Annotated in this window: 16 protein-coding genes; 7 read left to right on the top strand and 9 right to left on the bottom strand. The window is 72.0% G+C overall.

Annotated elements, in window-relative coordinates; genetic code table 11:
- Positions 1 to 47: 47 nt before the first annotated feature.
- The 3 genes from ACZ4FH_RS04645 to ACZ4FH_RS04655 form a co-directional block, all read right to left on the bottom strand.
- Positions 48 to 929 carry a hypothetical protein gene (locus ACZ4FH_RS04645; protein ID WP_467302212.1) on the bottom strand — a complete coding sequence of 294 codons (882 nt, stop codon included), beginning with the start codon at positions 927 to 929 and terminating at the stop codon, positions 48 to 50.
- 63 nt (positions 930 to 992) lie between these two features.
- Positions 993 to 1,883 carry an ADP-ribosylglycohydrolase family protein gene (locus ACZ4FH_RS04650; RefSeq protein ID WP_467302214.1) on the bottom strand — a complete coding sequence of 297 codons (891 nt, stop codon included), beginning with the start codon at positions 1,881 to 1,883 and terminating at the stop codon, positions 993 to 995.
- 113 nt (positions 1,884 to 1,996) lie between these two features.
- Positions 1,997 to 3,097, bottom strand: coding sequence for a ferritin-like domain-containing protein (locus ACZ4FH_RS04655; protein ID WP_467302216.1), 1,101 nt, complete (start codon positions 3,095 to 3,097; stop codon positions 1,997 to 1,999).
- Positions 3,098 to 3,277: 180 nt separating this feature from the next.
- On the opposite strand from ACZ4FH_RS04655, the gene ACZ4FH_RS04660 reads away from it, so the two are divergent.
- The 5 genes from ACZ4FH_RS04660 (at position 3,278) to ACZ4FH_RS04680 (ending at position 9,587) form a co-directional block, all read left to right on the top strand.
- On the top strand, positions 3,278 to 4,213 hold the full coding sequence (locus tag ACZ4FH_RS04660; RefSeq protein ID WP_467302217.1) for an AurF N-oxygenase family protein: 936 nt from the start codon (positions 3,278 to 3,280) through the stop codon (positions 4,211 to 4,213).
- Between the two features lie 61 nt (positions 4,214 to 4,274).
- Positions 4,275 to 5,033, top strand: a complete 759-nt coding sequence (locus ACZ4FH_RS04665; RefSeq protein ID WP_467302219.1) for a TetR/AcrR family transcriptional regulator — start codon at positions 4,275 to 4,277, stop codon at positions 5,031 to 5,033.
- 153 nt (positions 5,034 to 5,186) lie between these two features.
- A complete protein-coding gene (locus ACZ4FH_RS04670; protein WP_383634977.1) occupies positions 5,187 to 5,453 on the top strand; it encodes a hypothetical protein in 267 nt (88 codons plus the stop codon).
- 76 nt (positions 5,454 to 5,529) lie between these two features.
- Positions 5,530 to 8,169 (top strand): outer membrane protein assembly factor BamB family protein, encoded by a 2,640-nt coding sequence (locus ACZ4FH_RS04675; RefSeq protein ID WP_467302222.1) that lies wholly within the window; start codon positions 5,530 to 5,532, stop codon positions 8,167 to 8,169.
- Between the two features lie 245 nt (positions 8,170 to 8,414).
- Complete coding sequence (locus tag ACZ4FH_RS04680) at positions 8,415 to 9,587, top strand: C40 family peptidase (RefSeq protein ID WP_467302223.1); 1,173 nt, start codon at positions 8,415 to 8,417, stop codon at positions 9,585 to 9,587.
- A gap of 118 nt (positions 9,588 to 9,705) precedes the next feature.
- On the opposite strand, the gene ACZ4FH_RS04685 is transcribed toward ACZ4FH_RS04680, so the two are convergent.
- Genes ACZ4FH_RS04685 through ACZ4FH_RS04705 form a run of 5 tightly spaced genes read right to left on the bottom strand, consistent with a single transcriptional unit; the run spans position 9,706 to position 15,547 of the window.
- Entirely contained in the window at positions 9,706 to 10,941 is a 1,236-nt protein-coding gene (locus tag ACZ4FH_RS04685; protein WP_467302224.1) for a styrene monooxygenase/indole monooxygenase family protein, read from the bottom strand.
- A 41-nt stretch (positions 10,942 to 10,982) separates the two neighbouring features.
- Positions 10,983 to 11,633 (bottom strand): GTP-binding protein, encoded by a 651-nt coding sequence (locus ACZ4FH_RS04690; RefSeq protein ID WP_383634969.1) that lies wholly within the window; start codon positions 11,631 to 11,633, stop codon positions 10,983 to 10,985.
- A complete protein-coding gene (locus ACZ4FH_RS04695; protein ID WP_467302225.1) occupies positions 11,614 to 12,030 on the bottom strand; it encodes a DUF742 domain-containing protein in 417 nt (138 codons plus the stop codon). Before ACZ4FH_RS04695 ends, ACZ4FH_RS04690 begins: the two co-directional genes overlap by 20 nt.
- Positions 12,027 to 12,509: a roadblock/LC7 domain-containing protein gene (locus ACZ4FH_RS04700; protein ID WP_467302226.1), complete on the bottom strand. Its 483-nt coding sequence runs from the start codon at positions 12,507 to 12,509 to the stop codon at positions 12,027 to 12,029. The genes ACZ4FH_RS04695 and ACZ4FH_RS04700 overlap by 4 nt, the downstream gene beginning before the upstream one ends.
- A complete protein-coding gene (locus ACZ4FH_RS04705; protein ID WP_467302228.1) occupies positions 12,506 to 15,547 on the bottom strand; it encodes a sensor histidine kinase in 3,042 nt (1,013 codons plus the stop codon). Before ACZ4FH_RS04705 ends, ACZ4FH_RS04700 begins: the two co-directional genes overlap by 4 nt.
- A 364-nt stretch (positions 15,548 to 15,911) precedes the next feature.
- Here ACZ4FH_RS04705 and ACZ4FH_RS04710 point away from each other — a divergent pair, with 364 nt between their 5' ends.
- Positions 15,912 to 16,697, top strand: coding sequence for a hypothetical protein (locus ACZ4FH_RS04710; protein ID WP_467302230.1), 786 nt, complete (start codon positions 15,912 to 15,914; stop codon positions 16,695 to 16,697).
- A 138-nt stretch (positions 16,698 to 16,835) separates the two neighbouring features.
- Here the strand turns inward: ACZ4FH_RS04710 and ACZ4FH_RS04715 are convergent, their stop codons facing one another.
- Positions 16,836 to 17,333, bottom strand: coding sequence for a MarR family winged helix-turn-helix transcriptional regulator (locus tag ACZ4FH_RS04715; RefSeq protein ID WP_383634959.1), 498 nt, complete (start codon positions 17,331 to 17,333; stop codon positions 16,836 to 16,838).
- A 240-nt stretch (positions 17,334 to 17,573) separates the two neighbouring features.
- On the opposite strand from ACZ4FH_RS04715, the gene ACZ4FH_RS04720 reads away from it, so the two are divergent.
- Entirely contained in the window at positions 17,574 to 18,419 is an 846-nt protein-coding gene (locus ACZ4FH_RS04720) for a lysozyme (RefSeq protein ID WP_467302231.1), read from the top strand.
- The last annotated feature ends 297 nt before the right edge of the window (positions 18,420 to 18,716 follow it).

An 18,716-nucleotide genomic window follows, 5' to 3' on the forward strand; every position in this document is an offset into this window, starting at 1 on the left:
CGGAGTCGTACGTGGTGAGGATTTCGTACGGCCCCGAGGCGCGTCCCTCAGCCGGCCGCCGTGCCGCCGATCGGCTCGCGCGATTCGGCACGGACCCGGGCGGCGTCCAGGGCGGCCTTGTCCAGGTCGACCTTCTCGGGGGCCTGGACGGCGGTCTCGGGGGTGACGACGGCGACGAAGGACGCGGTGTTGGCGTCGCCCCAGGCGCACATGGGCAGGGTGCTGGTGACGCCTCCCTGCACGGAGCGCACGACCTGGCAGGAGACCGTGACGTCGTAGCCCTCGGGCCGGAAGTCGCGGGCGGCGACGGCGATCGTCATGCCGTCGTTCTGCGTGGCGCCCTCCAGGATCTTCTCCCGGGTGAACGCGGGGCTCTTGATACGCCCCCACATGCCGGAGACGATCAGGCTGCCGCCGTCGTCGGAGGCGTACTGGGCGACCACGGCCTTGGCGTCCCTGATGGACGGGTCGTAGGTGTCCTCGATCTCCCGCCCGTCGGTCGCCGAGGAGTCCTTCACCAGCCTGTACTCGTCGTCGAGGAGCGTCTTCCGCACGGTCAGCCGGTACTTGGCCTCCGGAAAGGCGCCGACCGTCGGGAGGTCGCCCTTCTCGACCGCCGAGTCCAGCAGCCGCGCGACGCCGAACGTGATGCCGCCCGCCACCACCAGGGCGCCGACCACGATCCCGACGACGAGCCCCGTCCGCCTGCGCCGCGGCGGCACGGGGACGAACCCGGGACCGCCCCACGGCTGCCCCGGCTGCGCGTACCCGTACGGCGGCTGCCCCGGGGCGGGCTGCCCCGGCTGTGCGTACGGGTTGTACTGCGGCTGCGGGGACGGCTGCGCGGGACCGTACGGACCCGGCGGGGGGCCGTACGGGTCCTGCGGCGAGCCGTACGGGTCCTGGGGCGGAGGCGGCGGGGTGGTCATGGCGCCCAAGTTACGGCATCGGGGCGAACACGATTTCGAGTGCCCCGGACGGCGGCGGTCGGGTCAGTCAAGGGATTCACGCCGGCTCAGCCAGCTCTCCGGCATGCCCTCCACGCCGGTGGCCGCGCCGACGACCCCGCCGGTGATGGCACACGTGGTGTCGACGTCCCCGAGCCCTTCGGCGGTGGCCCAGAGCGCCGCCTCCAGATCGCCGGGGTGGCGGGCGGCGGTCCACAGCGCGAACGGCACGGTGTCGTCGGCGCGGATGCGCTGCCCGTTGCCGAGGAGGTCGGCCGCGCGCCACGGCGCGGTGTCGAAGGGGACCTCGGTGGCGCGCAGCAGACCGTCCCGCACGGTGCCCGGGGGCGTCGCCCCGGCGACCCGGGCGAGCGTGAGGCGGCCCTCCGCCGCGAGAGCCGCCGCGACGGCGACGGCGACCGCGCCGGCGATCCCCTCGGGGTGGGCGTGGGTGACCTCGGCCTGGAGCGTGGCCTGTTCGGCGACGAGGTCCAGGTCGTGGTGGAAGCGGGCGCCCAGCGGGGCGACGCGCATCGCCGCCCCGTTGCCGAGGCTGCCGCCCTCGAAGAGCCCGGGGGCCAGGGTGCGCCACTCGGCCGGGTCGGTGAGCAGCTGGGGCAGCAGCAGGTGCATGCCGTGGCCGTACCCCCGTGCCCGGTCGGCGTCGAAGGCGAGCGCGAAGAGGAGGGCGAGCCGGTCCTGTTCGACGCGTCCGCACTCGTCGAGCATCCGGTTCAGGGCGCGGGCGAGGGCGGTGTCGTCCGTCCAGTGCCAGACGGGCTCCCGGGGGATTCGACGCGCCCGGATCGCGTTGACCGCCTGCCGGGGAGGTGTGAACAGCGGGAACCACCGCTCGCCGAAGGCGTCCCCGAGCGCGAGCGCTTCGAGGCTCCGGCGGGCGGCGGCGAGGTCCTGGGCGGTGGTTTCGGTGGACACGCACGTATCCTCCCGCCACCGGCCCGGGACCGTACAGCGGTTTCCGGCCGCGTCCCGTCGGCGGGTCGGGCCAGGGGCGGTTCGGACCACGAGCGGTTCGTGCCGCCGAGGGTTCAGGCGCCCTCGGCTATCGCCTCGGCGACCTCCGCGACGCGGGCCTGCTCCTCGGCGGCGAAGCGTTGGCGGTCCAGTTCCTCGGCTATCTCCTCGTCCTGGGCCATGAGGAGGTCGAGGTTGGAGTCGCCGAGGTCGAAGACGCCCATGTCGACGTAGGCCTTCTGGAGGCGTTCGCCCCACAGGCCGATGTCCTTGACGCAGGGCACGATCCGGCTGAACAGCAGCTTGCGGAAGAGCTGGAGGAATTCCGAGTGCTCGGAGAGGTCCTTTGCCTCCTGCTTGGGGATGCCGAAGTTCTCCAGCACCTCCACCCCGCTGAGCCGGTCGCGCATCAGGTAGCAGCCCTCGATGACGAACTCCTCGCGCTCGCGCAGTTCCGCCTCGCCGAGCTGCTTGTAGTAGTCCCGCAGGGCCATGCGGCCGAAGGCCACGTGGCGGGCCTCGTCCTGCATGACGTACGCGAGGATCTGCTTGGGCAGCGGCTTGGTCGTGGTGTCGCGGATCATGCCGAACGCGGCGAGTGCCAGCCCCTCGATGAGGACCTGCATGCCGAGGTAGGGCATGTCCCAGCGGGAGTCGCGCAGGGTGTCGCCGAGGAGTCCTTGGAGGTTGTCGTTGACCGGGTAGAGCATCCCGATCTTCTCGTGGAGGAAGCGCCCGTAGATCTCGGCGTGCCGGGCCTCGTCCATGGCCTGGGTGGAGGAGTAGAACTTCGCGTCCAGGTCGGGGACCGACTCCACGATGCGGGCGGCGCAGATCATCGCGCCCTGCTCACCGTGGAGGAACTGGCTGAACTGCCAGGAGGTGTAGTGCTTGCGCAGCTCGCCCCGGTCCTTCTCGGTCATCTTCGTCCAGTGCGGCGTCCCGTAGAGGGTCAGTGCCTCGTCGGGGGTGCCGAGCGGGTCGGTGGGGTCGACCTCCAGGCTCCAGTCGATGCGCTTGTTGCCGTCCCACTGCTTGTCCTTGCCCTTCTGGTAGAGGGCGAGCAGGCGTTCGCGGCCGTCGTCGTAGTCCCAGCTGAAGCGGGCCGCGCCGGTGGCGGGCACCGTCCACAGCGGCTCCTCGGGGGCGGTGGTGTAGAGGTCGTGTGTCGACACGGACGGCTCCTTCGCCTCGCGATACTCCGGTAAGTCACCTGGTTCCCGGCTCAGTTGGCAGGTTCACACGTTGGTAGACGCCGGGTCAACAAGTCGCACGCAAGGGGATTGACTGGCTTGCTGACAGGGCGTCTCATAGTGGGTGACCGCCGGTAACCCCTGGGAGAGGCACGTCCCGCCATGACGACCGCGACCGAACGCGATGTACAGCTGCTCCGTGACGCACTGGGCCCGCTCCGCGACCGCGAACAGGTCGCCCTGCGTCTCCTGGAGGCCTCCGCCAAGCACTCCTTCGACCCGGACCGGGAGCTCGACTGGGACACCCCGCCCGTGGACGGCAAGTGGTTCTGGCCGCCCGAGCTGCTCTCCCTGTACGACACCCCCATGTGGCGGCGGATGTCCGAGGAGCAGCGCCAGGAGCTGTCCCGGCACGAAGCCGCCTCGCTGGCCTCCCTCGGCATCTGGTTCGAGATCATCCTCATGCAGCTGCTCGTCCGGCACATCTACGACAAGCCCGTCGTCAGCAACCACGTCCGCTACGCGCTCACCGAAATCGCCGACGAGTGCCGGCACTCGATGATGTTCGGCCGGATGATCACCTGGGGCGGCTCCCCCAGCTACTCCGTACCGCGCCGCTACCACAACCTCGCCCGCGTCCTGAAGACCGTCTCCACCACCCCGGGCTCCTTCGCCTCGACCCTCCTCGGCGAGGAGATCCTCGACTGGATGCAGCGGCTGACCTTCCCGGACGAGCGCGTCCAGCCGCTCGTGCGCGGGGTGACCCGCATCCATGTGATCGAGGAGGCCCGGCACGTGCGGTACGCCCGCGAGGAACTGCGCCGCCAGATGATCACCGCCCCGCGCTGGCAGCGCGAACTGACCCGCCTCAACTGCGGGGAGGCCGCCCGCGTCTTCTCCGTCTGCTTCGTCAACCCCCAGGTGTACGAGCACGTCGGCCTGGACCGCCGCGAGGCCGTCGCCCAGGTCCGGGCGAGCGGCCACCGCGCGGAGGTCATGCAGACCGGGGCCAGGAAACTGACGGACTTCTTCGACGACATCGGCGTCCTCAACGGGGTCGGCCGCAGGCTCTGGAAGCAGTCGGGACTGCTCGCATGAGGCCCCGCATCCGTCGCTGCGGCCCGGCCCGTTCCGCGGACGAGGACCTAAGCTGCCTGTTATGACCCCTGCCGCAGCCGCAGCGCCCAGCCGTGCGTACCGAAGGCTCAGCGTCGAGGAACGCCGCACCCAGCTCCTCGGTGCGGCCCTCACGCTCTTCGCCCACCGGGCACCGGACGAGGTCTCCCTCGACGAGGTGGCGTCCGTCGCCGGAGTCTCGCGCCCGCTGGTCTACCGCTACTTCCCCGGCGGGCGGCAGCAGTTGTACGAAGCCGCGCTGCGCTCCGCCGCCGAGGAACTGAAGCTCTGCTTCGCGGAGCCTGCCATGGGCCCGCCCACGGAGCGCGTGACCCGCGTCCTGGACCGCTACCTCGCCTTCGTCGACGAGCACGACGCCGGCTTCAGCGCCCTCCTGCGCGGCGGCAGCGTCGCCGAGACGTCCCGGACGAGCACCATCGTCGACGAGGTACGGCGGTCCGCCGCCGAACAGATCCTCCTCCACCTGGGCCACGACGAGAACAGCGAACCGGCGCCCCGGCTGCGCATGATGGTCCGCACCTGGATCGCCGCCGTCGAGGCCGCCTCGCTCATCTGGCTCGACGAGGGCAAGCGGCCCCACCCGGAAGAGCTGCGCGACTGGCTCGTCGACCACTTCATCGGCCTCCTCGCCGTCACCGCCGCCACCGACACGCGCACCGCCGAGGCCGTGGCCGCCCTCCTGCCCCTCGAAACCGCGGCCGGTCCGGCCGGCCGGCTCGCGGAGCGGCTCGCACCGCTCGTCGGTGTGGCGGAGCATCTGCTGCCGTCGGGCGAGGCATGAGCGGTGTGCCGGAGCGGTTCCTCCGAGCGGTCCGACTTTCGCTCGGCTTTCGTTCGTAAGCGCCGGTGATCGATTGATCGATTGATCGGTGCGCTGATCGATTGATCGAATGGCCGTCGGCCGGCCGGTGCGCCGATCGGTCAGACTGGAGCGGTGAGATCAGAGAACACCCGCTTCACCGGCGGCCCGCTGGACGGCCGGGTGCTGCCCGTCCTGGTCGGCGCGACCGGTCACCCGCCCAAGTGGTACGAGGTCCCGGTCCCGGCCACCGACGACGCCCCGGCCACCGTGCACGCGTACCGGAGGGCTCCGGCCGGTCATACACCGCGGCTGGGCATCCAGCGGGGCTGGGTGTACGAGTACGTCCCCGAGGGGCGGGGACCGCACCGCCCGAAGTGGCCCTGGTCGAAGCGGGCCTGACCGCCCCCGCGCAGGGCACGGCGGACCCTCTAAGATCGGCGCTCAGGTCCGAGGGACGGTCAAGAGGGGGTGCGCCATGGAGGCGCTGCGTCAGGACGATCCACGCCGCTTCGGCCCGTACACGGTGCTGGCGCGATTCCGCGAGACGGCCGCCGCCCTCCAGTACCTCGCGCGGGAGGCCTCCGGGGACGACCTCGTCGTGGTGACCGCCGCCCGGCCCGGCCTGGCGGAACTGCCCGCCTTCCGGCGCCGCTTCCAGGCCGAGTCCCGCACCGCCGACCGACTGGCCGGCGGCTGGGTCGCGCCCCGGATCGACACCCCGGACGGCACGGCGGACGACGCGGACGGGCTGTGGACCGTCTCGCCCTACGTCCCGGCCCTGACGCTCGCCGAGGCGATCGACCTCGCCGGGCCGCTCCCCGAACGAGCCGTGCGGATACTGGGCGCAGGCATCGCCGAGACCCTGTCCCGGGTCCACGCGACCGGCGCCGTCCTCCAGGGCCTCGCGCCCCGGACCGTGCTCCTGGCGGAGGACGGCCCCCGGCTCACCGCCTTCGGCCCCCTGGGCGCGGCGGCCGCAGCCGAGGCGCGGCCCGGCGGCCAGCTCTCCGTACGTCTCGACTATCTGACCCCCGAACAGGTCACCGGCCAGGAAGCCGGACCGGCCTCCGACCTCTTCGTCCTCGGCCTGCTGCTGGCGTACGCGGCGACGGGCAGCACCCCGCTGGCCGACGGCCCCGCCGAGGAGGCCGCCGAGCGGATCGCCCGCTCCGAACCCCGCCTCGACGAGGTCCCGGACGCCCTGCGCGATCTGGTGGCCCGCTGTCTGGCCAAGGACCCCGCCGACCGCCCCGAGGCGGGCACCGTCGCCGCTGACCTCGCCCTGGAGGGCGCCGCGGGCCTCGCCCGGGGCGGCTGGCTCCCGGCCCCTCTCGCCACGGCGGTGACCGATCAGGAAGCGGCGGCCCGCAAGCTGGAGGCACCGGACGGCCCGGCCCAGGAGCGGCCGGTCGAGGACGCGGTCGTCGCCGATGCGCCGGTGGACGGCGCGGCGGGGGCGGGTGCGGAGGCCGAGAGCGCGGAGATCGCGGACGCGGCGGTCACAGATACTCCCCCGGCCGTCCGGGACACCCGCACCGCGCAGCTGGGGGTCATCGACCCGATGGCGCCCCGGCCCGACCGGGTGACGGCCCAGCTGTCGGTACCGCGTGAACTGCCGTCCGGGCCCGATCTGTCGGCGGCTCCGCAGCCGCTGCCCGTACCGGCGCCGGCTTCCCCGGCTCCGTCTTCGGCCTCGGCCTCGTCCGAGGTGCGGCCTCCGGTGGTGGGCGGTGGCATGCCCGAGGGTGTGTCTCCGGCGGGTCCGGGTGCGTCGGGTCCCGCGGTGAAGGCCGCACCGGTCGACCGGCGGACGCTGCTGATCGGGGCCGCCGCCGGTGTGGCGGGACTGGTGATCGGGGGCGGTGGCGCCCTGGCGCTGGGAGACGACGAGACGGCCCCCGAGCCGGACGCCAAGCCCGCGCCCGCACCGAGCCGGCCGACCGTCGCCGGACTCGCGCCGCAGCCGCGCTGGATCCACACCCTGCCCGCGGCCGAACCGTCGCCGCTCACCGCCGCGCTCTGGAACGAGCGGCTGCTCGTCCTGACGGGCGACAACCACGCCTCCGCCGTCGACCTGAACACCGGCCGCCGCATCTGGGAGAGCCCCGACGCCGCCAAGGGCCAGACGGCCCTGGAGGCCGGTAAGGAGTTCTGCTTCGTCGCGGGGCCCTCGGAGTTCCTGTGGCTGGCGGCGAAGGACGGGAAGGTCGCCCACCGGGTGGCGTACGCCGACGGGTTCGAGAACGCGCCCGGCCTCGCCGTGGCGCAGATCGTCGGCGCGTCCGGGGCGAACGTCTGGTTCACCGGTTCGCACCAGGTCACCGTGAAGGCGCCCAAGCCGAAGAAGGGCAAGAAGCCCGGCAAGGACAAGAAGGTCGTCAAGTCCTTTCTGTTCGCGTACGACGTCGAGCAGCGCAAGGAACTGTGGCGCGCCCCGGTCCCGACCGGCCGGGGCCCGGCCGCCCCGGTGTACCGGCTGACCGCCGTCCGCCCGGACGACATCGTCGTACGGCAGAGTCGGCCCACGCTCACCCCGGCCGATGTGAAAGCGGCCAAGGGCAAAGCCGTCTTCCGCTGTTTCGAGCGCGGGACCGGCAAGCTCCGCTGGACCAAGTCCTTCGGCACGGTGACGCCCGACGACGCGGCGACGGGCGACGCCGACGGCACGCTCTTCGCGGCGGTCGGCGACGACCTGCGCGCTTTCGAAACCCCGGCCGGCCGGCCGAAGTGGACGCTCAACGGCACACCGGGTTCCGTTTTCGGACCCTCCGTCGAGGCGGGCGCCACCCTGCACACCACCAGCCGGAACCAGGAGGTCGGCGCCGTCGACCGGGCCTCCGGCAAGCTCCGCTGGCGCCGTTCCACGGAAGCGGTGCCCAACGGTTCGGCGCCCTCGCTGGCCGTCAGCGGCTCGGGCCGCACACTGCTCGCGGCGAGCACCGGCCAGGTCACCGCGTTCGCTGCGGCGGACGGGCGACGGCTGTGGAAGTTCCAGGACGTCGGCGAACAGGACCCCCAGGGCGGCACCGTCACCGCCGGATACCAGGTGCTGACATTCGGCCGGACCGCCCTGGTGCGGCGCGGCCGCGTCGTCTACGCCTTCCCTGTCGACTGACTTTCGTTTGGTGAAGCGATCGGTCAATCGATCGGCCGATCAGCAAAACGATCAATGGAAAGGCAAAGCGGTCAATCGATCACGCAACGGGCCGAACGATCAGTCAGCGGTCGGCCGGTCGGGCGAATCGATCGGCCGCCACCCCCGGAGGTTCTTGCATCGCCCCTCGGTGAGTGAGCGTATGGACGAATTGCGCTCACTCATGGGGTAGTCGCACGATTCACCCCGTTCCCGGAGGTGATGTCGTGTCGGGCAGGCTCCTGCGCTCCATCGGCACGGCGGCGCTGGCCGCCGTCGTCGTGACCTCACCGGCCGCCGCCGCTCCGGCGCCCCCGCCCGGCCCCTCGGACCCCGCCGCCCCGGCGGCCGGGCCGCAGACCGCACCGACCGGTGTCCCCGCGCTGCTGACCCGGCTCCAGAGCCTCTACCAGCAGGCCGAGGAGGCAACCGAGACGTACAACGGGACGGCCGCCGAGCTGAAGAAGCGGACCGCCGAGGCGAAGAAGCTCGACGCCCGGTTGGTCACCGCGCGGCTCGCGCTGTCCCGCAGCCGGGACGATGCGGGCCGGCTGGCCCGCGAGCAGTACCAGGGCCGTTCCGATCTCTCCCTCTATCTGCGGCTGCTGCTGATGCGCGACCCCGCGACCGCACTGGACCAGGGACAGGTCATCCAGCGGCTGGCCGCCGGCCGGGTGGCCGTCATGAAGCGGCTCGACGGTGCGGAGAAGCGGGCCGCCGCACTCGCGAAGTCCTCGCGTGCGGTCCTGGATCGCACGCAGGTCCTGGCGGCGCGCCAGAAGAAGGAACGCGACGCGGTGCGCACCCGGCTCGGCGAGGTGGAGGCCCTGCTGGCCTCGCTCTCCACCGACCAGCTCGCCGGTGTGAACCGTCTCGAACAGGAGGGCACGGACCGGGCCCAGGACGCACTGGTCGCCTCCGGTGCGCTGTCCTCGTCCCGGCCGCCGACGCAGGAGGGCGGCGCGGCCGTCCGGTACGCGATCCGGCAGATCGGCAAACCGTACGTCTGGGGGGCGGAGGGCCCCGACTCCTTCGACTGTTCCGGCCTCACCTCGCAGGCCTGGGCGAGCGCCGGCCGTGCCATCCCGCGCACCTCCCAGGAGCAGTGGCGGCAGTTGCGGAAGGTCTCGGTGAGCGCGTTGCGCCCCGGCGATCTGATCGTGTACTTCCCCAAGGCGACCCATGTGGCGATCTACATCGGCAACGGCCTCGTCGTGCAGGCGCCCCGCCCCGGCTCCGTGGTGAAGGTCTCGCCCCTGGCCGCCAACCCGCTGCTCGGCGCGGTCCGCCCCGATCCGGAGGGCACCCCGCTGGCCTCGTACTCCCCGCCGGAACTCCCCGACGGCGCCTCCGCCGGTTCGGACCGGGGATACGGAGAGGCCTCCGCACCCGACGCGTAGGGCGTCGGACACGGAGGCCGTGATCGTTTGATCGGTCGACCGGTCGATCGATCAGCCAAACGATCAATCGCTCATGCCGATCACTCATCGATCACCGAGCGATCAAACGGTCAAGCGATCACGCCCCGGATACCGAAGCGAGGTAGGCGTTCGTCTTCTCCGGGTCGAAGAAGAAGTTCTCGAAGTCGGCCGGGTTGTTGAAGCCGTTGGCGAAGCGGTCGGCGACCGGCTGGAGCTGTCCGGCGGCCCCGATCAGGTTGAGCACGTGCTCGGGCGGGACGCCGAGCATCGCGTTCGTCCACTTGGTGACGTGCTGGGCGGTCTCCCAGTAGCGGTCGAAGGTGGCCTGCATCCACTCGGCGTCGAACGCGCGGTCGCCGTGCTCGATGATCGAGTCCAGGTAGGCGTTCGCGCACTTGGACGCTGAGTTGGAGCCCTGGCCGGTGATCGGGTCGTTGGCGACGACGACGTCCGCGACGCCGAGGACCAGGCCGCCGCCGGGCAGCCGGCCGATGGGCTTGCGGACCGTGGGGGCGTAGCGGCCCGCCAGGGTGCCGTTGGCGTCGGTCAGTTCGACCTTGGTGGCGCGGGCGTACTCCCACGGGGTGAACCGCTCCATCAGCTCCAGGGTCTTCGCCAGGTGCTCGGAGGGGTCCTTGATGCCCTGGAAGACGTCGAGCGGCCCGCCCGGGACGCCTTCCCAGAACAGGATGTCGGCGCGGCCCGAGGTGGTCAGGGTGGGCATGACGAAGAGTTCGCCGACGCCCGGGACCAGGTTGCAGCGGACCGCGTCGAAATCGGGGTGCTCGGGGCGCGGGCCCATGCCGTGGACGTACGCCACGGCCAGGGCGCGCTGCGGGGCGTCGAACGGGGAACGGGAGGCGTCCCGGCCGAACATGGACACCAGCTCGCCCTTGCCGGCCGAGACCAGCACCAGGTCGTAGGTGCGGGAGAAGTAGTCCAGGTCGGAGACGGCCGCGCCGTGGATGACGAGCTGTCCGCCGCGCTGGGCGAAGGTCTCCATCCAGCCGGCCATCTTCACGCGCTGGTCGACGGACTGTGCGTAGCCGTCCAGCCGGCCGACCCAGTCGACGGCGCGCGAGGAGTCCGGACCGGCGACCGAGACACCGAGGCCCTCGATGCGCGGGGCCTGGGACTCCCAGAAGTTGAGCTGGTAGTCCCGCTCGTGCTGGAGGGCCGTGTGGAACATGCACTGCGTCGACATGACCCGGCCGGAGCGGATCTCGTCGGCCGTACGGTTGGACATGAGGGTGACTTCGTACCCTCTGGACTGCAGTCCGAGAGCGAGCTGGAGCCCGGACTGACCGGCTCCGACTATGAGTATCTTCCGCATCGTGGTTCTCCGTTGTGCGTACGTACGGGGGTGCGTACGGGCTAGGCGGGGGTGGCGTCGAGGGCGTGGCCGACCAGGGTCAGCAGCGATTCGACGACGGTGATCCTGTTGCGCGCGTCCATGATCACAACCGGTACGTGCGGCGGAACGGTCAGGGCCTCGCGGACGTCGCCGGCCTCGAAGCCGGGCGTGCCCTCGAAGTGGTTGACCGCCACGATGTACGGCAGTCCGCAGCTCTCGAAGTAGTCGAGTGCGGGGAAGCAGTCGGCGAGCCGGCGGGTGTCGGCCATGACGACGGCGCCGATCGCGCCGCGCACCAGGTCGTCCCACATGAACCAGAAGCGCTGCTGTCCCGGTGTGCCGAAGACGTAGAGCACGAGGTCGTCGTCGAGCGTGATGCGGCCGAAGTCCATGGCGACCGTGGTGGTGACCTTGTCGGGGGTGGCGCTGAGGTCGTCGGTGTCCTCGCTGGCCTGGGTCATCATCGCTTCGGTCTGGAGCGGGGTGATCTCCGAGACCGAGCCGACGAAGGTCGTCTTGCCGACGCCGAAGCCCCCGGCGACCACGATCTTCGTGGCGATCGGGGCCCGGGTGTGGTCGAGCTGCCAGTCCTGTGGTGCTTCCTCGGTCCGGTCCGCCGGTCCGGGCTGGCGAGGGGCGAACAGCGGCGACTCAGAGACGGCGGAGCCCATTGAGCACCCTTTCGAGCAGTGCGCGGTCGGGCTGGCCGGTGCCGTGACCGGTTCCGTACACGCGGATCTTTCCCTGGTCGGCCAGGTCGCTGAGGAGGACTCTGACCACACCGAGCGGCATCTTGAGCAGGGCCGAGATCTCCGCGACCGTGCGCATGCGGCGGCAGAGTTCGACGATGGCCCGCAGTTCGGGCATGACCCGGGTGGCGAGGTTGCCGTTGGGCAGTTCGCGGCGCTCCTCGGGTGCTTCGAGGGCGGCGACGAAGGTCTCGACGAGCAGCACATGGCCGAAGCGGGTGCGGCCGCCGGTGAGGGAGTACGGGCGTACCCGCGCGGGCCGTTTGTCGGCACCGCGCACCGGAAGCTTCCGGGCGGGCTGGGCGGCGGCGGGGGTCACTGGGCGCTCTCCATCGATTTGCGCAGCTCGCTGCGGAGTTCGGGGGTGAGGACGTGTCCGGCGCGGCCGACGAAGAGCGCCATGTGGTACGCGATGACGCTCATGTCGCAGTCGGGGGTGGCGTGCACCCCGAGCAGCGAGCCGTCGCTGATCGACATGACGAAGACGCTGCCCTCGTCCATGGCGACCATGGTCTGCTTGACACCGCCGCCGTCCATGAGCTTCGCGGCGCCGATGGTGAGGCTGCCGATGCCCGAGACGATGGTGGCCAGATCGGCGCTGGAGCCGCGGGGCCCGTCCTGCCGGCCGTCGGGTGTTCCGGCGTGCTGGTGGCCGGGGTCGGAGGAGAGCAGCATGAGTCCGTCGGACGAGACGACGGTGACCGAGTGGACCCCTGGCACCTCCTCCACCAGATTGCTCAGCAACCAGTGAAGGTTACGGGCCTCGGTACTCAGCCCATATGTGCTGGGCGCAGTCAACTGCGTGCCTCCTCGACTGTGTCCCCCGTCTCTCCGGTACGGCCGTCGGTACGGCCGGCCGGCTCAGTGTGTTCGGTACGTGTGGTGCTGCCCGCGGGGGCGGTGGCCTCGGCGATCTCCGCCTCGACGTCCCTGCGGCCGTTCTTCGCGCCCTGGTGGAATCCGCCGAGGCGGCGGCGCAGGGCCTCCTTGTCGATGCCACCCTTGCGCTCGGCCGCGGGGGCCGGGGCGGACTTGACGACCTTGGGGGTGCGCTTGGGCAGCCCCTTGTCGGTGACCGCCGGGGCCTGGGGCTCCGTGGTCCCGCGCGTCTCCGGCTCCGGCCTGCGCGGTCCGGGCACCTCGGCGACGGGGGCCGCGACGGGCTCGTGCGCGCCCTCGTCGGGGGTGCGCTCGTGGCGGTCGGGTCCGATGGCGTACGGTCCGCCGGCGGTGGCGGGCTCCGGCGCCTCGCCGCGGGCCGGTGCCGGGGCGGCGCCGAACCCGTCCGGTACGGGCGGCGGCTTCGGCATCCGGACCTGCATCGTCCGCTCGGCCTCGGACTCGACCGGGGGCCGGACGCTCCCGGACTCCTCGGGCTCCACGGCGGCCCCGGACTCCTCGGGAGTCTCGGCGCTCGCGGTCTCCACCGGGGACTCGGCGCTCGCGGTCTCCACCGTCGGCACCGTGCTTTCCGGGTCCACCGGGTCCACCGGAGCCGTGCCGGCGGGAGCCGCGGGCTCCACCGTCTCCTCGGCCGAGGCGGGCGCGGCGGGCGCGGCGGCGGGCTCGGCCTCCTGGGCGGCCAGGGTCCGTTCGGCGGCGGCGATCAGCGGGTCGCCGGCCGGGGCGAGCGCGCCGCGCTGCGGCAGGGCGTTGGAGTTGGCCTCGGCGACCGAGCCGGGGAGGTTGAGCGAGGGGGCCTCGCCCGGGGTGCGGACGGGCGGCGGGGTGGCGGCCGGGGGCGCCGTGGGCAGCAGGGCGGTGGGCAGGACGACGACCGCCGTGACGCCGCTGCCCTTCTGCTCGCGCAGTTCGACCCGTACGCCGTGGCGGGCGGCCAGCAGCGCGGTGACCTGGAGGCCGAGACCGGCCCCGTCGGCGCTCTGCTCCCCCGCCTCGAAGAGCGCGGGGTCGCCGAGCCGGGTGTTCAGCTCGCCCATCCGTACGGCCGACATGCCGATGCCCTCGTCCTGCACGGAGAGCATCACCTCGCCGCTCTCCAGCAGCCAGCCGGAGAGCTGGACCTGGGAGTCCGGCGGGGAGAACGCGGTGGCGTTCTCCAGCAGTTCGGCCACCAGGTGGCTGAGGTCGTCGGCGGCGAACCCGGCGATCTGGGCGTGCGGCGGCAGGGACTGGATGGTGACCCGCTCGTACCGCTCGATCTCGCTGACGGCCGCGCGCAGGACGTCGACGAGCGGGATCGGCCCGGGGTGCCCGTGTCCGTGCTCGGCACCGGCGAGGACCAGCATGTTCTCGCTGTGGCGGCGCATGACGGTGGCCATGTGGTCGAGCTTGAAGAGCGTGCCCAGCCGTTCCGGGTCCTGCTCGCGCTCCTCCAGGGACTCGATGACGCCCAGCTGGCGTTCCACGAGGCCGAGGGTGCGCAGCGAGAGGTTGACGAAGGTGTGGTGGACGGTGTTGCGGAGCTTCTCCAGCTGGGCCGTCAGGTCGGCGGTCTGCACCTGGAGTTCGGCGCGCTGGAGGGTGAGGGCCTCGCGTCCGGCGACGAGTTCGCCGCGTTCGCGCTCCAGCGTCTCGAACCGTCCGTTGAACTCGTGGAGCAGTCCGTGGAGCCGGCCGTGCAGGGCGTTGATGGACCGGACGACCTGGGCGAACTCGTCGTTGCGGCCGGTGTAGCGGACGGGCTCGGCGCTCTCGGGCTCGGCGGCGAGGCGGCCGGAGCCGATGCGCAGGACGGCGAGCGGCTGGGTGAGGGTGCGGGCCACGGCGGTGGAGACGCCGACGGCGACGAGGAAGCAGCCGCCGAGGAGCGCGATGCGCAGTTCGAGCGCGGTGACGTCGTCGTCGCGCAGCTGTCCGAGCCGCTGCACCTGGGCGGTGCCCAGGGCGGACTCGACACCGCGCATCCGGTCGACCCGGGCGGACAGCGTCGCCTGGAGCTTCTTGCGGCTGACCTTCCGGTCGGACTCGGAGAGTTCGGGGCGGTCGGTGAGGGCGCCGAGGTACTTCTCGGCGCTGTTGACCTCGGGCCCGGTGACCGTGGTGGCCAGCTTGTCGCGGCCGGTGGCGCCGGCGGCCTGGTCGAATTCGGCGAGCGCGGACAGTTCGCCGGTCCGGGAGCGCTGGGCGGCGGCGCTCAGCTCGTCGCGGAGGCGGTCCTCCTTGGTCTCGCCCTCGTCCTGGGTCTGGACGGGCAGCCCGGTGAACGGGTCGATCTGCGGGGCGGCCGGCTCCTTGACGGGGACGGCGAGCGCGGCGAGCAGGAGTCCGCGGGTGGCGGAGGCCTGTTCGGTGGCGCGGCCGAGGGCCAGCGGGGCGCGGACCGACTGGGCGGCGCGCGGCGGGGTGCTGTCCGCCAGTTCGTCGGCGAGGTCGTGGAGCTTGGCGATGACCTCGGAGTACGCCTGGTGGGCCTCCAGGGCGGTGCCCTTGCCGCCGATCGCGTTCCGGCGCAGCGAGGGGATGGTGGAGAGGTCGCGGCGCAGGGCCACGGGGGCCGCGTCGCGGATCTCGTCGACCTGCTGGTCGACCCTGGCGCTGCGGCTTCCGGTGCCGTCCTGGCCGGGCTTGCCGGTGCGGCCGGCCGCGATGAAGACGGTGACCTCGTCGCGTTCGTCGGCGAGGGAGTGGGCGAGCGCGATCGCCTGCTGGTTGAGCTCGGCGAGGGTGACCAGACGCTGGGAGTCGGTCAGGTCGGAGGAGGCGGTGAGGACCGCCGGCGCCCCTGCGGCTATGACGGTGACTCCGACGACCGCGACGCCCGCGACGAGGCGGGTGCGGACGCGCACGGTGCGCCCGCTTCCGGCCTGCGCCGAAGCCGTCGCCCCGGAACCGTTCTGCTTGCCGCCCTTGCTCCGAGGCCGCTTCTTCTGCACCGGTGCTCGCAATCTCGACTCGTCCGCCCTTGAAGCAGAGGTGACGCTCGGTCACGTGAACGAGCGCCCCGTCTCCTGGTACGGCTTCTGACCATTCCAGTGCTTTTGAGAGGGGGGCGCGCATCAACCGCTCCGCCACTCGAACGAGTGAACCGCACTCCTGAGTTGGCGAACAAGTCACGCCCCGGGCACCGCCCGTCACGCCCCGGTGGTCGGCTGGATCTTCGGGGCAGGCTTTGGCAAGATGCCCCGCCGCACTCCGGCCGGAGGGATTCCTTCCGCTCCCCCCGCCCCCCTGACCTGCTGGTACGGGCCAATCCACGGGCCGTGCAGGGCCCGTGAAGGCATCGTGCAGACTGGCTGCATGCGTATCGAACTCTCGACGGCGGCCGGTACTCCGGGGCGTCCGAACGAGGACTGGGCCGCCACCGTCCTTCCGGCGTCCGGCCAGGGCGGGGGACTCGTCCTGCTCGACGGGGTGACCCCGCCCCGGGGGGACGACGGTTGTGTGCACTCGGTGCCCTGGTTCACCGCGCGGCTGGGTGGGTCCCTGGTCGAACTGTCCGGATCGCGGCGAGATCTGACCCTCCGGGACATCCTCGCCGAGTCCATCCGGCGCACCGCTGACACTCACCGTTCCGTGTGTGACCTTTCTCACGTCCGCACGCCACAGGCGACGGTGGTCCTGGCGCGTTGGGACGAGGAGGAGGTGGAGCATCTGGTGCTCTCCGACTCGGTGCTGCTGATGGAGTCCCCGGCGGGGGGTGTCTCGGCCGTGCTGGACGACCGGCTGGACCGGGTGCCGGCGGAGTTCCTGGCCTCGGAGGAGATCGCCGACGCCCGGGTGCGGAACAAGGAGGGCGGCTTCTTCACGGCAGCCGCCGATCCGGCCGTCGCGGAACGCGCGGTGACGGGGCGGACCCCGCGCGCCGGCGTGCGCGCGCTCGCGGCGCTGACGGACGGGGCGAGCCGCTGGACGGAGATGTTCCGCGAGGGCGACTGGGCGGCCTGCCTGGGCGTGCTCCGCAAGGAGGGCCCGGAAGGGCTGATCGACCGCGTGCGCACCCTGGAGAACGCGGACACCGACCGTACGCACCTGGGCCGAGGCAAGGCGCACGACGACGCGACGGCGGTCTACGCGCGACTGTGAGCGGGGCCCGCGGCGCGTGCCGGAGCCGCCGCCGGCCCTCGGCACGGGCGTTCAGGCGCCGGCCGCGCCGCGGTGACTCGGAATTCGACCCCCGCCGCAGGCGTGCGGACGCCGGCCCCCGCCACGGGCGTGCGGACGTCAGTCCTCGGCGCGGGCGTTCAGATGGTGCAGCAGCCGGGCCAGCTCGGCGACTTCGGCGCGGTCCCAGTCGGCGAGCTTGCGCACATAGCGGTCGCGGCGGGCGTCGCGGACGCTGCGGAAACGGGCCAGGCCCTCGTCTGTGAGGTGGACGAGGAAGGCCCGCCCGTCGGCCGGATCGGGCTCCCTGGCCACCAGCCCGAGGTTCTCCAGGGCGCGGAGCTGGCGGCTCATGGTCGCCTTGCCGACGCCGAAGTAGGCGGCGAGGTCGGTGGCGCGCTGACGGCCGGCCGATTCGAGGCGGACGAGCAGACCGTAGGCCGCCGACTCCAGTTCGGGATGGACCTCGCGCGCCATCTCACCGGAGTTGGCACGGGCGCGGCGGAGGAAAACGGCCAACTCCACCTCCAGGGCGAGAAATTCGTGGTCCACACCATTCCCCCCGGATGCGCCGGGTTCACTCCCGCTTTCGCTCCCGTGCACGTCAACACCCCTCATGAGCTTTCCCGTCGCTGAAAATTTCTTTCACCACAGGTCATCGCCGCAGCTTGGCCAGTATTTCGCAGGAGTAGACCAACGGCGGCGCCCAGGCCCTCTTCCGCCACCGGGTCTACGTGCGTAGCGTCATGCATGGCATGTTCACACCATTGCATGCCGTACCAGGGGCGCGCCCCACGCGCCTCCGGGTCCGCACGTCCCCCCGCAGCTCCCCCCACCCATGCCCTTCGGAGGCACGTCATGCTCGTGCACAGATCCGGCACCAGGACCCGCCGCCGCTCGCGCTTCGCCGCGGCCGGAACCCTCCTCGCCGCCCTCTCCCTGCTCATAGCCCTGCCCACCACCGCCGGCGCGGCCGCCACCGCCGGTGACCCCACGGCACCCGCCCGGGGCACGGCCACCATGGGCATGGGCGTCATCGCCCACGACGGCAAGGGCGGCCTGCCCACCACCCGCGCCGTCCAGACCGAAGGTGTGGACGTCAGCAGCCACCAGGGCAACGTCGCCTGGTCGACGCTCTGGAACAGCGGCGTGAAGTGGGCCTACACCAAGGCCACCGAGGGCACGTACTACACCAACCCGTACTTCGCCCAGCAGTACAACGGCTCGTACAACGTCGGGATGATCCGGGGTTCGTACCACTTCGCCACCCCGGACACGACGAGCGGTGCCACCCAGGCCAACTACTTCGTGGACCACGGCGGCGGCTGGTCGAAGGACGGCAAGACGCTGCCCGGCGTGCTCGACATCGAGTGGAACCCGTACGGCGCGCAGTGCTACGGCAAGACCGCGGCCGGAATGGTCTCCTGGATCCGCGACTTCGTGAACACCTACAAGGCGCGCACCGGACGCGACGCGGTCATCTACACCGCGACGAGCTGGTGGCAGACCTGCACCGGGAACAACGCGAGCTTCGGCACCACCAACCCGCTGTGGGTGGCCCGCTACAACACCACGGTCGGCACGCTCCCGGCCGGCTGGGGCTACTACACGATCTGGCAGTACACCTCGTCCGGCCCGACGGTGGGCGACCACAACCACTTCAACGGCGCCCTCGACCGCGTACAGGCCCTGGCCAACGGCTAGTCCCGTACGCACAGAAGAGCGATCGGCCCCGGCCGTTACGGAGCCCGGTGACGCACCCCGTCGCCGGGCTCCGCCCGTATCCACAGCCCTGACCAGGTACGATGACGCGCTCAGATCAAAAGGCACCCCCTATACATCGCATGTATACGCGCTATGTATAGTCCTGGCAGTCCGCACATGCGTGCGGGCTGAACCACGAGGGAGTGACCTGTAGTGCCCAGTAGGACGAAATCGATCACCGCGGGGTTGGCCGCCGGCCTTGTGACCGTGCTCACGCTGACACTGAGCGGCTGCTCG

This window comes from Streptomyces sp. NPDC024555 (genome assembly GCF_055559335.1).